General features: G+C 64.7%; 14 protein-coding genes. 4 read left to right on the top strand and 10 right to left on the bottom strand.

Annotation, left to right across the window (positions count from 1 at the left end):
* Window positions 1–197: 197 nt before the first annotated feature.
* The gene (locus FHS31_RS16155; protein WP_167075461.1) at window positions 198–809 is read left to right on the top strand and encodes an Isoquinoline 1-oxidoreductase subunit; all 612 of its coding nucleotides are present in this window, start codon (window positions 198–200) and stop codon (window positions 807–809) included.
* Between the two features lie 6 nt (window positions 810–815).
* On the opposite strand, the gene FHS31_RS16150 is transcribed toward FHS31_RS16155, so the two are convergent.
* From FHS31_RS16150 to FHS31_RS16105, 10 genes are all read right to left on the bottom strand, one after another.
* A complete protein-coding gene (locus FHS31_RS16150; protein ID WP_167075459.1) occupies window positions 816–3008 on the bottom strand; it encodes a xanthine dehydrogenase family protein molybdopterin-binding subunit in 2193 nt (730 codons plus the stop codon).
* A complete protein-coding gene (locus FHS31_RS16145) occupies window positions 3005–3472 on the bottom strand; it encodes a (2Fe-2S)-binding protein (protein WP_167075457.1) in 468 nt (155 codons plus the stop codon). The genes FHS31_RS16150 and FHS31_RS16145 overlap by 4 nt, the downstream gene beginning before the upstream one ends.
* 287 nt (window positions 3473–3759) lie before the next feature.
* Window positions 3760–5094, bottom strand: coding sequence for a Rieske 2Fe-2S domain-containing protein (locus FHS31_RS16140; RefSeq protein ID WP_167075455.1), 1335 nt, complete (start codon window positions 5092–5094; stop codon window positions 3760–3762).
* Window positions 5095–5210: 116 nt separating this feature from the next.
* Entirely contained in the window at window positions 5211–6116 is a 906-nt protein-coding gene (locus FHS31_RS16135) for a VOC family protein (protein ID WP_167075453.1), read from the bottom strand.
* Window positions 6117–6314: 198 nt separating this feature from the next.
* Window positions 6315–6644 carry a Rieske (2Fe-2S) protein gene (locus tag FHS31_RS16130; protein ID WP_167075451.1) on the bottom strand — a complete coding sequence of 110 codons (330 nt, stop codon included), beginning with the start codon at window positions 6642–6644 and terminating at the stop codon, window positions 6315–6317.
* 104 nt (window positions 6645–6748) lie between these two features.
* Entirely contained in the window at window positions 6749–7963 is a 1215-nt protein-coding gene (locus tag FHS31_RS16125) for an MFS transporter (protein WP_167075449.1), read from the bottom strand.
* A 10-nt stretch (window positions 7964–7973) separates the two neighbouring features.
* Window positions 7974–8747, bottom strand: coding sequence for an aldolase/citrate lyase family protein (locus FHS31_RS16120; RefSeq protein ID WP_167075447.1), 774 nt, complete (start codon window positions 8745–8747; stop codon window positions 7974–7976).
* Entirely contained in the window at window positions 8747–9529 is a 783-nt protein-coding gene (hpaH, locus tag FHS31_RS16115; protein ID WP_167075445.1) for a 2-oxo-hept-4-ene-1,7-dioate hydratase, read from the bottom strand. The genes FHS31_RS16120 and hpaH overlap by 1 nt, the downstream gene beginning before the upstream one ends.
* A gap of 6 nt (window positions 9530–9535) precedes the next feature.
* Window positions 9536–10426 (bottom strand): dioxygenase family protein, encoded by an 891-nt coding sequence (locus FHS31_RS16110; RefSeq protein WP_341786388.1) that lies wholly within the window; start codon window positions 10424–10426, stop codon window positions 9536–9538.
* Window positions 10427–10506: 80 nt separating this feature from the next.
* Window positions 10507–10962, bottom strand: a complete 456-nt coding sequence (locus FHS31_RS16105) for a MarR family winged helix-turn-helix transcriptional regulator (RefSeq protein WP_167075443.1) — start codon at window positions 10960–10962, stop codon at window positions 10507–10509.
* A gap of 95 nt (window positions 10963–11057) precedes the next feature.
* On the opposite strand from FHS31_RS16105, the gene FHS31_RS16100 reads away from it, so the two are divergent.
* From FHS31_RS16100 to FHS31_RS16090, 3 genes are read left to right on the top strand one after another with little or no spacing between them, the layout of a single operon-like run.
* Window positions 11058–12761 carry an FAD-dependent oxidoreductase gene (locus FHS31_RS16100; protein WP_167075441.1) on the top strand — a complete coding sequence of 568 codons (1704 nt, stop codon included), beginning with the start codon at window positions 11058–11060 and terminating at the stop codon, window positions 12759–12761.
* 2 nt (window positions 12762–12763) lie between these two features.
* A complete protein-coding gene (locus tag FHS31_RS16095) occupies window positions 12764–13834 on the top strand; it encodes a maleylacetate reductase (protein WP_167075439.1) in 1071 nt (356 codons plus the stop codon).
* A complete protein-coding gene (locus FHS31_RS16090; protein ID WP_167075437.1) occupies window positions 13834–14700 on the top strand; it encodes an intradiol ring-cleavage dioxygenase in 867 nt (288 codons plus the stop codon). Before FHS31_RS16095 ends, FHS31_RS16090 begins: the two co-directional genes overlap by 1 nt.
* Window positions 14701–14862 lie beyond the last annotated feature (162 nt).

Genomic DNA, 14862 nt, shown 5'->3' with positions numbered 1-14862 from the left:
CACCACGCCCAGCCGCGCGCCGTCCGGCGTCGCAAACCGCAAAATCCTCATGCCCTCAACTCCGCTCCTGGCTCCGAGCCGACGGCACGCTACACTCCCGCCAAAGCTCGCGCCGTTCCAATTTCGATACATGCGTCTGCAATCGTTTCCCTTGAAACGCAATCCGTTTATCGTCCAACCTGTCTATGGAAATCTGTATGGTCGATCGCATCTTTCAGCTAACATTTGCCCTGTTTCTGTTGACGCCGGTTGCGTCGACAGCCGCTGACCGAGGCACCCTGCGGCCTCCGGCGATGTTCGCGGATATCACCCCGCTGGACCAACGATCGCGCGCCATCTTTGGCGAGATGGGGCGCGTCATTCAACATCCCCGCTGCCTAAACTGCCACCCGGCGACACGGACGCCGACACAGGGCGATGCGATGATCCCGCATCTTCCCGTGGTAAGTGCCGGCACGGATGGGCACGGCGCGCCGGGGCTGTCTTGCCGGACCTGCCATCAGGAAACGAACATGCCGGTGGTGGGTGAGCGGCTGTTCAGTATCCCGGGCAATCCGAAGTGGGCGCTCGCGCCGCATGCCTTCGCCTGGCAGCACCGCTCAATGGCACAGATTTGCCGGCAGCTGAAAGATCCGCGCCGCAACGGGCATCGCACCCTGGCGCAGCTTAATGATCATATGGCGCACGACACACTGGTCGGCTGGGCATGGCAGCCCGGGGCCGGACGGGAGCCCGCGCCGGGGAGTCAGGCGGCCTTCGGTGCGCTGGTGAAAGCCTGGATCGATAGCGGCGCCACCTGCCCGCTCTGATGCCTGTCAGGCGCGAACGCGCGCCGCGGCGATCGCCGCGCGGTCGATCGGCAAATTTCGTACCCGGGCGCCACAGGCCCGCGCCACGGCATTGGCAAATGCCGCCGATGCCGGGCCTTGCGACGCCTCGCCCGCGCCGAGCGATGGCTGATCCGGCCGATCGATCAGGATGACCTCGACCGGTGGCGCCTCGCCGATGGTCAAGATCGGATAATCGCGCCAATCGCGGGATGCGACACCGGCGCCATCGAATCGCACCGCTTCGTGCCGTGCCCAGCTCAGCGATTGCAGCAAGCCGCCTTCTAGCTGATTGCGGAGGCCGTCTGGATTGACGATCTCGCCCGCATCCGCCGCAAGCGTCGCCCGCACCAGAACGGGCTCGCCCTCCCGGATCTCCACTTCGATGGCGATCGCGCAATAAGCGGCGTAATTCTTGTAGCGGGCATAGGCCATCCCGCAGCCACGGTCTGCCGGGCGGGGATGCGACCAGTCGATCGCGTCGCAGGCGCGTTGCATGACCGCCTGGGCGCGCGGATCGGTCGCATGGCGCAGCCGATACGCCAGCGGATCGACGCCTGCGGCCAGCGCGCATTCGTCCATCATGCTTTCGATCGCGAAGACATTGCCATGCGCGCCGAGGCTCCGCAGCGATGAGGTGCGCACCGGCGATTCGGGCACGAAGCGGGTCGTGACCCGCAGGCCCGGAAAGACATAGCTAGGAATGGCGTTGCGATCGGCGGCATAGGCCGGCGGACCGCCGAAGTTGTTGGTTTTGGGCCGTGCTGTCGGCTGCGCCAGCGTGGGCGCAGCCAGGAGATTGCCGACTCCGAATACCGGGCGCGCGTTATGCGTCGGCGAACGCAGCGCATAATCCCAGAACATGATGTTTCCGCGGTCATCGAGATGCGCTTCGGTCTCGATCAGCATCGGCGCACCGAACGGTTCGAAACGATGCTCGTCTTGGCGGGACCATTGCACGCGGATCGGCCGCCCCGGCAGACGCATCGCGATCAAGGCGGCATCGGCCGTCGCGTCGTCGGCGCCGTTATGGCCATAGCAGCCCGCGCCCTGCATATGCTGCGCCGTGACGCGATCGACGGGCAGACCGACGAGCTTCGCGATCACCGCCGCAAGCTCGAACGGCCCCTGAGACGATGTGCAGAGGTGCAGCGCCGTCCCGTCGAAATGCGCGACGGCGCAGGACGGCCCGATCGAGCCGTGCAGCAAATAAGGCCGAGAATAGGATCGGCGCACAAGGCGAGTGCCGGCCGAGGGCGGAGTGCCGGTCGATGCGATCACCGTGTCCTGGGTCGCGGCGTCCTTAAGCCAGGCGATCGGATCCGCAGGCAAGGGCGGAGGCGTGTCCCAGCGCGCGTCACTGGCGAGTTGGGCGGCGGCCTTGACCGCACTCCACTCGCGTTCGGCGACGACCGCCAGGAAATCGCCGTCGCGAACCACGGTGACGACATCGGGCATCGCCCGCGCGGGCGCTATCTCCACCGCCAGCAACCGCGCCCCGGCGCTCGGCGGGCGCACCATCCGCGCGTGCAGCATCCCGACCGGCCGATAATCCTGCAGGAAGGCAGGCGCGCCCCGCACCTTGGCGGGCAAATCGAGCCGGGCAACCGAGGTGCCGACGACACGCCGTGGCCGCGCTTTGGGTAGCACGGCGCCGGTTGCCCGCCGCTGGACCGTCTGCCCGCCGGCCAGCGACCCATAAGCGACGGAGCGTCCATCGCGCGTGCGCACCATACCATCGCGAACGTCAAGCGCAGCTGTCGGAACGCTCAGTTTCTCCGCCGCCAGTCGGATCAGGATCTGCCGCATCTCCGCCGATACCATCCGGATCGCCTTGCCGCCCTCCGGGATCGAAAAGCTGCCGACGGTCATGCCCTGCCGAGGGCACACCCGCGTATCGCCAGCGATGACGTCGATGCGTGAGACATGGATATCCAGCTCTTCGGCGCAGAGCTGGGCATAAGCGGTGAGCACACCCTGGCCGAGCTCGACCTTGCCGGTCCTGAGCGTCACGCGGCCATCGGCGGAAAGGCGCAGCCAACGATCGATCTCAGGCGCCGCGGCGAGATCACTGGGCAGGGCTGGCGCTGCGCCGCCGCCGGTCTCCGCCGCGATCGCCGGCCAGCCGAACAGCAGCGAGATCGATCCGCCGAGTACGGAGCGCCGTGACGGGCGGATCATCCGTGCTGCGCCTCGGCCGCCCGCAGCACGGCATGGACGATGCGATTATGGGTTCCACAGCGGCAGAGATTGGCGCTCAGCGCGGTCCGCACGTCCTCCTCAGTGGGGCGCGGCTTTTCGCGCAGCAGCGCCGCGGCTCCCATGATCATCCCCGCCGTGCAATAGCCGCACTGCGCGGCCTGCTGATCGAGGAAGGCTTTTTGCAGCCGGTGTAGCCCTCCCTTCGGCCCGCGCAGGCCCTCGATCGTGGTGATCGATCGTCCCGCCAGCGTCCGCACCGGGACGAAGCAGGATCGCAACGCCCGGCCATCGCACAGCACGGTGCAGGCGCCGCACTGGCCCGCACCGCACCCATACTTCGCACCGTTAAGCGCCAGTTCGTCGCGCAAGACGTAGAGCAGCGGCGTGTCGGGCGTGCTGGTGACGGCGACCCGCTTGCCGTTGACGGTCAGGGCCGTGGTCATCGCCTCGCACCCAAGCTCGCCGCGTTTTTGCCAAGGATGAGCGCCGGCCTGCAAACCCTCACGATAAGCCCATCTGGTTGGAAAGGTTCCATTCGGCGTGGTGCGATACCGTCGGATAGGCGAGTCGTGTTCGGCATGGCATCGATAAGCCCATTACCGTTGACGGTCAGGTCGTGTCATGGCGCCGTTGCCAGCGCCCCGCATCCACCTTTCGCCACTGGCTGGAGCAACCTGTTTAAGCTACCCGGGCGACGGTTACCGAACATTAATGGCCGCAATTTCGATCCTCAGACGTCCTGCGTAACGGGCTCCCCGACCGGAGTGGACTGGTCATAGGCGCTCTTGAAGGTCGCGGTCCGCTCCGATTCGGCTGCGAAAGTCTCCAAGAAATCATCCTTCTTGCCGGCAGGCATACGCCCCCCCCGCGCCCCATAGAAGGTCTCGGGATTGTCGACACCCGGCGGCACGATGCCCTTTTCAGCCCAATCCTTCGAGGTGGAAAGAAGAAGGCGGCGGGTACGCACGATCATCTCGTCGCTGGCGATGAGATGCTCCTTGCTGCGATCCTGTACCGGCCCCTGGCTCTCGGTGATCGCCTGGTCCTGCGGGACGATGCACTCAACCCCGACCAGGTTGCTGATGTGCTGGAGCTTGCGGTCCATCATATAGTCGTTGTGCTGGTTCTCCTCGATCCGCCACCGGTCGTACCAGCCGGTACCGTTGGGGATCGGCGTGCCCCAGTCGAAGCTTGTGCCGGGGATCATCTCGCCGTCGCGGTTGAAGATGCCGGTGCCGAACGGCAGACGGCTGTCGACGATGGTGATGACCATCGTGTGCGTCTCGTCCATCGGCACCCACGCGCGGGCGAACCACGGCGGGCACAGCGGCAGGTCGTTGGCGGTGATCGTCCAGAACGGATAGAGATACTGGCACAGCCCCCAGAACTTGCCCTCGTCGCCACAGTCGCGATAGGCGCCCGACATCAGGCCCCAGGGCATGTTCTTGACCTCGAACTCCGGTGCGCGTTCGATCAGCCGGATGCGCGAGGGATGGCCGTCGGGCAGGTCGTCCAGCTTCATCCCGCCCATGTGCAGGAAGCCGACATGGCTGGTGTCGATGTCCCCCTCCAGCGCCTGCAGCCAGTTGCATTCGCGGATCATGAACACGGCGTCGATGTCGTGATAGGCGAAGATCGGCAGCGGCGGCGGAACCTCGCGGTCACCCATATAGACCCAGAAAATGCCGTTGCCTTCTTCGACCCGGTAGGCGGCCGTCCGGATCTTGGGGCAGGCGCGACCGGCCGCAAGGTTTGGAATCTCGACAACGTTGCCCTCGCCGCTGACCTTCCAGCCATGATAGGCACAGCGCATGCCGCCGTCCTCGTTGCGGCCATAGAAAAGCGAGGCGCCGCGATGCGGGCAGACATGGTCGATAATGCCGACCTTGCCATTCGGCTCGCGGAAGGCGAGCAAATGCTCGCCCATCAGCAGCACACGCACCGGGGCTCCGCCCGCTTCCAGCTCGGACGACTTGCCGGCCGGAATCCAATATTGCCGCATCATGTCCATCGCAGGATTGCTGCGATCAACCTTGATCAGCGTGTCGATGTCCGAAGCCGCCATGTCATCTCTCCACTTCTTGGATAGGCGCCGGCCAGCCTGAAATCCGATACCGGGCAATATAAACGTGCAAATTTGGGAATAGACCGCACTGCCGGCAGCTAAGCCGGACAGGCCGATCAGGAAACGAGTTCGTCGGGCGTTACGACACGGCCGACCTTGCCCATCCGCGGGTCCATCTCATTGCCCCAGCTATCGCCGTTGCCGAGCTCGAGATAGCGCGGATCGCGCGGATCATGCTCGGGAAACTGCTCCATGCCGAACGTATATTCCCAGGTGATTCCGTCGGGATCGAGGAAATAGAGGAAATTGCTATTCGATGCCGGGTGATGGCCGGGGCCGAACACGATCGGGACGTCATGCTTCTTGAAGCGCGGCACCGCCTTGCCGATCACGTCATACGAATGGACCATGAAGGCGATGTGGCCGATGCGGTTCTCGTTCGAGCGCACCAGCCCAAGGCTGTGGTGATTGGTGGTGGGGAAGGGCCGTAGCAGACCACCGCCAGCGCCTTCGTCCGAAAGCTTGAAGTTCAGCGTGTTGATCAGGAATTCGGTCACCGCATCGACGTCCTTGGCCATCAGCACGATGTGGCCGAGCATCGAGATATCGGCGACGGTCGGAACGAACGGCGTTTCCGCGGCCACCATGCCGTGCATGAATTCGAACGTCAGCTTGCTGTTCGGCTCGATGATGCGGAACGCGCGATCGATGCCGAGAAACGCCAGCTCGTCGGCATCGACGTCGACGGGGTTAAGCCCCTTCTTCGTCAAATGCGCCTTGGTGGCGTCGAAATCCTTGACCGACTCCATCTCGAACGAAATCCGCGCCAGGCCCGGTTCGCGGCCCTTGATCAGGATGACATCATGATGATCGTCGCTGCAGCGCAGAAAGCGGGTGTCGATCTTCCCCGATTCCGGACCTTCCGCCAGTCCGACGATGTCCAGAAGGAAATTTTCCGTCCGTTCGACATCCGTAACTACGACTGCAACATATTTCAGCCGCCGATAGCGAAAATCCGTCATGCGCCACTCCTGCGTTCCCGCCGCTTCCCGCAGCCTGGGTCAATGTCAAATGCAACTATTGACCACGCCACTACTCATTGTCAAGCGTTAACTGGCAGCGTCAATGGACGGTTTGGCACAGGCCGGCATTCACGAAATGCGATGCGGGTGGGGGGGTGCCGACGACTGCGACGGCCGCGCCTAACGGGAGCGCCAAGCCTAATTGCGCAGGCGAACCTCGATCCTCTCATCGACCACACGCACATCATAACTGGCGAGATCGACGTCCACGGGGCCACCTTGGCAGCTGCCGTCACGGATATCGAAAAGGCCCCAGTGAAGCGGGCATGCGATCACAAAGCCATCACGACGGCCGCGGGAAAGCGGAGCCCAAACATGAGTGCAGACATTCGAAATAGCGAAATATTCGCCATCGATCTTGAAGATCGCGATCTCGGCTTCGTCCACCTTGGCCACGGTGGGTTTCTCTTCGATGACGTCGCCTACGGCGGCTACCGAGATCCACGCTTCCTGAAACGCATTGCTCATTGACCGTCCTTGTGATTGATTCGGGGTGGAACTGCCGGTGATCGCCCCGGAACGCGCGGCGGTCGCTCAGCCGGGCAGCGGTTCGCTTTCAAACCCGTTTTTGCTCAGTGCGGGTGGCGGGCATAGGGAAGGTTGCGCTCACGAATCAACAGGACGAGCCCCGTCGCGATCGCGCAGGCTACCGCTGCGGCGATCAGCGGCAGTTCAAAGCCGCCGCCTCGGGCGCGCAGCAGCGCAAACACCATCGGTCCTGCCCCAGCCCCCAGCGTGAAAGCGACGAACATCATGCCGAAGATCGTGCCGAAGTCCCGCATCCCGAAAGCGCGCGAAATCATATAGGACAGAGCATCACCCTCCGCGCCGAAGCCGATCCCGATCAACACGGCTCCCACCAGCACGCCGATCAAGCTGCCGCTTGAAGCTAGCGTGACGAACGCGGCTGTGGCCAACAGGCAAATCGCCGTCGTCAGTAGCTGGGCCCGTATCCGATCGAACAGATAGCCAAACACCAACCGCGCCAGGATCATCGAAATGCCGACCAGGCTCATGACGAAGCTTGCGCGCACGGGACTGACACCGCGGTCGGTGAGTATGATGCTGAGGTTGACCGCGCCAGCACCCACCGAACCGCCTACGAGCAATATCGAAATGCTGAGATACCAAAACACGGGCTTCGCCACTGCGGCGCGCCACGGCAGCCCCGGCACCGTAGATCGGTCGATCGCTGCTGCCGAGGGCGGATCGACAATCAGGAAGCGTCCGACGGGAATGCCGACCAGCACCATCGCGCCGCCAAAGGCGAGATAGGAAAAACGCCAGCCGAAGTGGAAAATGAGTTGTGCCGCGATCGGCGGCATGATCGCCAAGCCGACACCGGCGCATGCGAGGATCGTTCCCAGCGCCAGACCGCGCTTTCTGTCGAACCAGCCCGAAACGGCATAGGCATAAGGGATCATAGTCTGGCCCAGGGTCAGCAACCCGGCAAGCGCCATGGTGGCGGCAAACATCGCGGCGCTATGGGGCGTTGCCAGCAGCATGACCCCCATTCCGCACAGAGGAAAGCCGAAGGTCACGAACCGCCGCGGTCCGTAGCGGTTGACCAGCAATCCTACGATCGGCGACAACAGGCCGGCAACGATCATCGGCGGGCCGATCGAGCTCGCGATGGTTGTGCTGTTCCAGCCGGTGTCCCGGATGATCGCCTGCTGGTAAACCCCGAACGACAGCAGCAGGATCGGGCTGGCCCCCATCATCATGCCGATGCACCCGCCGATCAGCGATCGGGTCGCCGCACCGCGCGGCGCGGTCGAATTCGACATCGCTTGACCTTCAGGCATTCGTCTGGAAGCGCTTGGCCAAGGCATCCGCGCCGCGGGCCAACAGCCCGGCATCGACGCCTACCGCGGTGAAGATCGTCCCCAGCGCGATGCAGCGATCGGCAAAGGCGGGATTGCCCGTCAATATTCCGGCAGGCTTACCGGTCGCGACGATCCGCGTGATGGCGTCCTCCACCGCCGCGACGACCGCCGGATGATCGAGCTGGCCAATATAGCCTAGGCTGGCGGCGAGGTCCCCAGGGCCGATGAAGACGCCGTCGACGCCGTCAACCGCAGCAATCTCCTTCAGCGCATCGAGCCCGGCCTGCGTCTCGATCTGGACAAGCAGGGCGATCTCGTCGCCCGCCGACGCCGCATACTCCTTTGCCCGGCCGAACTGCGTCGCGCGGGTCAGTGCCGACACACCACGAATCCCGGCGGGAGGATAGCGCACTGCTGCCACCGCCGCGCGCGCCTCGTCGGCCGACTGGACATAAGGGATCAGCAAAGTCTGCGCACCGATATCGAGGAAGCGCTTGATCAGCACGGGATCATTGGTCGCGGGCCGCACCACGGCGGATACGTCCGGATAGCCCGCCAGCGCCTGGAGCTGCGCCATCACCGTCAGCACGTCACCGGGCGAATGCTCGGTATCGAGCAGCAGCCAGTCGAACCCAGCGCCCGCCACGGCCTCGGCGGTGAACGCGGTCGATAGCGTACACCACAGGCCGATCTGCTGCGTGCCCGATCGGATCGCGCGCTTGAAGCGGTTTGGCGGCAGCTCCATCAGACGAACGATACGCCGATCGCGCCGAGCGGCCCGTAATCGGCCTGGATCACGTCGCCCGCGGCGATATCCACCGGGCGCGTGAACGAGCCACCCAGCACGATCTGGCCTTTCTTCAGCCCGGCGCCAACCACGTGGAGCTTGTTCACCAGCCAGGCGATGCCCGCCGCCGGATGCCCCATGATCGCTGCCGACACCCCCGATTCCTCAATAATACCGTTCTTGCTGAGCGTCGCCCCCACCCAGCGTACATCGATGTCATAGGGGCGCACCGGCCGGCCGCCGATGACGATCGCGGCGAAGGCGGCATTATCGGCGATCGTGTCAACGATCGCGCGCGGCACTTCGGTGCGATAGTCGATGATCTCCAGCGCGGGCACCACCACTTCGGTCGCGCGCATCACATCGAAGATGCGCTTTCCCGGCCCTTCGAGATCCTCGGCCATGACGAAGGCGAGCTCGACCTCGAGACGCGGCTTCAGGAAGGTACTTGCCGTGATCACCGCGCCGTCGTTGTAAAGCGCGTCATCCAGGATGCGGCCATAATCCGGCTCGGTCATCTTCGATGCCATCTGCATCGCCCGGCTGGTGAGGCCGATCTTGTGGCCCGCGACCTTGGCGCCCGCCGCGATCCGCGCCTCGGCCCAGAGGTCCTGAACGCGGTAGGCGTCCTCGATCACCATCTCGGGATAGAGCTTGCTGAGCTGCGGCGTGGGCACCTTGGTGCGTTCGGCCGTCAGAATGGCGTCTGCTGCCGCGCGGTGCTGGCTGTCTGTGAGCATGAAATCCTACTTGATCGGCGGACGGGGCAAAACCGCCTCGCCCTCTTCCATGGTGTAAACGTAATCGAGCGAATACCAGGGCGCAGGCACGTCCGGCGTATCGGGATGGGGTTCGTCGTGGCGAACGAAATCGCCGACCAGCGCCTCGGTCACGCCGAACTGGACGTCGCTGTCGATGTGCGGGTCGGTCGGATCATAGACCTGGCTGATCAGCACCTTGAAGCCCGGCTTGACGATCAGCGCGTGCAGATGTGCCGGACGGAAGGGATGCCGATCCTGCGCCGCCAGCAGCCGCCCGACCACGCCATCGGTGGGGATCGGGTAGCCGATCATCTTCACCGTTCGGAACCAGAAACGGCCATCGACATCGGTGGTGAACTTGCCGCGCAGGTTCATGTCGGCCTGACCCGGATCCTGATTCTCATACAGGCCGATCGGCGAGGCGTGCCAGATATCCACCTCCGCGCCCACGATCGGCTGGCCCGCCTTGTCCTGCACGCGGCCATGGACGAACAGTTCGGCGCCCGGCGTCTCGGACCGCACGATCGAGCCTCCGTTCGGCGTCGGCGGCGAGTGCAGCCGCCAGAACGGGCCGAGCAAGGATTGTGACGTCTCGGTCTGGCCATTGTCGCCGTTGTTGAGCAGGCAGATCAGACTGGAAACGCCGAGCGACCCCGCCATTAGCACCGCTTCGTTATGGGTGTCGGTCGTGCGCTGACCGATCTCGTTTAGAACGGCGGTCGCGTCACGGAACTCGCGCTCGGTCAAACGGACGTCGCGGACGAAGGCATGGAGATGGGTGATGAGCGCCGCCATGATCTCGCGCAGGCGCGGGTCCGTGGTCCGTTGCATTACCGCCAGCACCGCCGGGGTTACATCTTCCTGACGTTTGATCACGGCGTCCCTCCCGGGCGCGCGGCATAGAACCTGGATCGTCAGGCCGTCTACCCTTATCGACACGTGCCTATTGAGCGGCGCTAAGGGCGAAGGGGATTGGCGGACGATCCGTATAGGCGGAGTGCCTCGACCAAGCCGTCGACTCGCAGCCAGCCAAGTTCTGCGCGCATTTCCTCCTCCGCGCGCATGATCGCTTGATGGAAGGCTTCGAGCCAGCGCAGCCCCTTGGCGGTAAACGTGATGATCTTGGCCCGCCTGTCGGTGGGGTCCGCCTGCCGTGAGACGAGTCCCAACTCTTCGCATTGCCCGACCAGCTCGGCCATCGCCTGCTTGGTCATTGCCGCGCGGCGCGCCAATTCGGTCGCTCGCGTCCCCTCGACATCGAGGTTCCGGGTTAACCCCAAGTGGGAGAGCCGCGTCGGCGCGTTGCCGCCTTCCGCGAGTATCTCCAACACCCGCTCTTCGAACCGGCGCACCGCATTGTTCAGCACACGGCCGATATTGGCATGGCGCCACGCCTGATGGGGGCTTTGCATCAAGCGACGACAATACAGCGAACGAACATGACGATCTCCTGCAGAGAAGGGCATGTAGCTTGACTAATTTCGACTTCCAAGCCTAGCCGTCGCTTATGCAAAATGCCGAAGTCACAAGCCCCGTTCTGATCGTCGGCGGCGGCCCGTTCGGGTTGATGTGTTCGATCGAACTGTCGCGCCGTGGCATCGCATCCTATCTGGTCGACGCCGATCTGGGCACCGCCCGCAATCCGCAGGCCAATGCGACCCAGGCGCGGACGATGGAGCATTTCCGCCGCCTAGGCTTCAGCGAGGAGATCCGCCAAGCCGGGCTGCCGCACGATTACCCGACCGACATCGCCTATTTCACGCGATATGTCGGGCACGAGCTGGCACGCTTCGCGCTGCCGGCATCGCGCGACGCCACCACTGCGATCAAGAGCCTATCCGGTTCTTGGAGCGCGGCGGAGCTGCCGCACCGCGTATCGCAGAAATTCGTCGAACAGGTGCTGCGCCGCCACGCTGAGGCCGGCCCGCTCGCCTCGCTCAATTTCGGCTGTCGGCTGGAGGAGTTTACGCAGGTCGGGGATAAGGTCAGCGCCAGCGTCACCGACGTGGCGAGCGGTGAGCGGCGGTCGATAACAGCCGATTATCTCATCGGCGGCGATGGCGCGCGCAGCGCGATCCGCAAGGCGCTCGGCATCAGTCTTGCCGGCGAGACCGGAGTGACGCGCGATTTCTTCGGCGGCAAGATGGTCGCCGTCTATCTGCGCGCGCCCGATTTCTATGCCACAGTGCCGCACGGCAAGGCATGGATGTACGTCGCGTTCAATCCCCAGCGGCGCTCGTGGCTGGCCGCCGTTAACGGCGTCGACGAATTCGCGCTCCACACCCAGCTCAAGCCCGGCGAAGACCAGACGATCAGCGCAGAACGTGGCAAGGAATTGTTCGCGCAGGTGACCGGCCGTGCGATCGATATCGAGGTGTTGGCGGTCGATACCTGGACCGCCGGGCACGCGCTCGTTGCCGATCGCTTCCGCGACGGCAAGGTTTTCATCGGCGGAGATGCCGCGCATCTGTTCACGCCTGCGGGCGGGCTAGGCTATAATACCGCGGTTGAGGATGCGGTGAACCTCTGCTGGAAACTGGCGGCAACCCTGAACGGCACGGCCGGCCCCGACCTACTCGACAGCTACGAAATCGAGCGGCGCAAGCTCGCCATCCGCAACACCGATTACGCACGGCAGCTCGCCGATTCGCTCGGCTGTTTCGTGCCCGGACCGGCGATCGAGACCGACACCGCCGAGGGCGAAGCGGCGCGGGCCCATGCCGGGACATATCTGAATGCCCATGCGCGACGGGAATTCAATATTCCGGGGATCACCTTCGGCGGCCGCTATGACGGTTCGCCCGTCATCGTCCCCGACGGCGAGACGCCGCCGGTCGACGCGATGGACGTATATGTTCCAAGCGCAGTTCCCGGCGGGCGCGTGCCGCATTTCTGGCTGGAGGACGGGCGGAGCCTGTTCGATCTGTTCGGATTCGATTGGACGTTGCTGGCGATCGATGCGGATGCCGGCGATGTCGCTGCGTTCCGCACGGCGAGCGCCGATCGCGGCATCGCGCTTGAGCTTGTCGAGATCGCAATGCCCGAAGCCAAGGCTTTGTTCGGCGCCAAGCTGGTATTGATCCGGCCCGACCAGATCATCGCCTGGCGGCAGACCGAAGCGCCGGTCGATCCGGTCGCTGTCTTCGATGCCGTGCTCGGTGGCGCGGTCCATCATGCCATCGCCGCCGGGCCGTTGTGCGGCGCGGCCTGACCATGCGCTTCATCCACGAAGCCTTGAGCGCGCGTGTCCTGTTTGGCGCGGGCACGCGAACCGAGCTTCGGCGGGAGGCCGATCGGCTCGCGATCACGCGCGCGCTCGTCCTGACCACGCCCGAGCAGGCCACCATGGCGGACATGGTTGCCGATCTGTTGGAAGGGGCTTGCGCAGGACGCTTTACCGGCGCGCGGATGCACACGCCGATCGATGTAACCGAGGCGGCGCTGGCGGCGCTACGGGATACTCGGGCCGATGGCGTGATCGCCATCGGCGGCGGATCGACCACCGGCCTCGCCAAGGCGATCGCACTGCGTACGGGCGTGCCGCAGATCATCCTGCCGACCACCTACGCCGGCTCGGAAGTGACGGCGGTGCTGGGTGAGACGGCCGATGGCCGCAAGACCACACAGCGCATGCTCGACGTGCTTCCCGAAACGGTGATCTACGATGTCGAGCTGACCTTGGGCCTGCCGGTCGCGATGTCGGTCACCTCGGGCCTCAACGCCATCGCGCACGCGGCCGAAGCGCTTTATGCGGCCGACGTCAGCCCGATCGTCGCGCTCATTGCCGAAGAGGGCGTGCGCGCGCTGACGACGGCGCTCCCCCGCATCGTCGAGACGCCCCGCAATCCCGACGCGCGCAGCGATGCGCTGTATGGAGCGTGGCTGTGCGGCACCACCCTCGGCCTGGTCGGCATGGGGCTGCACCACAAACTCTGCCATGTGCTCGGCGGCAGCTTCGATCTGCCGCACGCCGAAACACACAGCGTGCTGTTGCCCTACGCGCTGGCGTTTAATCTGGAGGCGGCGCCGGCGGCGCTCGCCGCGCTCAAGCGCGCCACTGGCTGGCGCGATCCGGCGCAAGGCCTTTGGGCATTCGCCAACCGCCTTGGCGTACCGCCGTCTCTCCAGGCGATCGGCATGCCGGAGAGCGGTATCGATCAGGCGACCGACCTTGCAATACAGAGCCAATATCCCAACCCGCGTCCCGTCACCAGGGATGGGGTAAGGGCGCTGCTACACCATGCCTGGCGCGGCGACGGCCCAGCGGGCGGAGGGGAAGACTGATGGCGGATTTGAGCGAGAGCGAGTTGACCCAGGCGGTGCTCGATCGTGTCGGGGGCGCCACGGACGCGCGCACCCGCGTGATCAGCCAGGCGCTCGTCCGCCACCTCCACGCTTTCATCGCCGAGATCGAGCCGACCGAGACCGAATGGAAGGCCGGGATCGATTTCCTCACGGCGGTCGGCCAAATGTGCAGCGATACGCGGCAGGAGTTCATCCTGCTTTCGGATACACTGGGCGTGTCAATGCTGGTGGATGCGATCAACCACCGCGTCGCCGGTGCCGCGACCGAGAGCACCGTGTTCGGCCCCTTTTATGTCGAGGCGCCGACCTTTGCGAACGGCGAGACCATCGCGGGGCATTTGGAAGGCACGCCGATGTATATCGGCGGCGCGGTGACGGGAGCGGGCGGTCAATCGCTGCCTGGCGCGAGCGTCGATGTCTGGCATTCGGACGAAGACGGTTTCTACGATTTGCAGAAGCTCCATGAAGGTCAAGGATTGGCGGGGCGGGGGCGCTTCTTCACCGATGAACGAGGCCGCTTCCATCTCTGGACGGTCCGCCCCACGGCCTATCCGATCCCCGACGATGGGCCGGTTGGCAAGATGTTGACCGCGCAGGGCCGGCACCCCTACCGGCCGGAGCATGTCCATTTCATGATCGCCGCATCGGGATATCGCACGCTGGTGACGCATCTGTTCGCCGAGGACGGCACCTATCTCGACTCCGACGTCGTGTTCGGGGTCAAGCAATCGCTGATCAAACCGTTCGTGCAGCGGACGGGCGGCCGGGCACCGGACGGCCGCACCATGACCGGCGACTGGATCGAGCTGCAGCATGATTTCATACTGGCGCCGGAAGCGGCCTGATCGCGCTGAAATTAGCGGAATCGCAAACGAAAATCATTCGTTGCGTCTAACAAAGTTGACAGTGATATTAGGCCGGATCGACATTCAGCGTAGCCAGATCATGGCGGCGGCGAGGTGAACGAATCCGGTGAAGTGGATTGTTCGGCGCTCGTAGCGGGTGGC

It is taken from the genome of Sphingomonas vulcanisoli, from assembly GCF_011761305.1.
Lineage (GTDB): Bacteria > Pseudomonadota > Alphaproteobacteria > Sphingomonadales > Sphingomonadaceae > Sphingomonas_I > Sphingomonas_I vulcanisoli.
The sequence above is the reverse complement of the archived record's forward strand: the minus strand, read 5'-3'. Positions and strand labels throughout refer to the sequence as shown.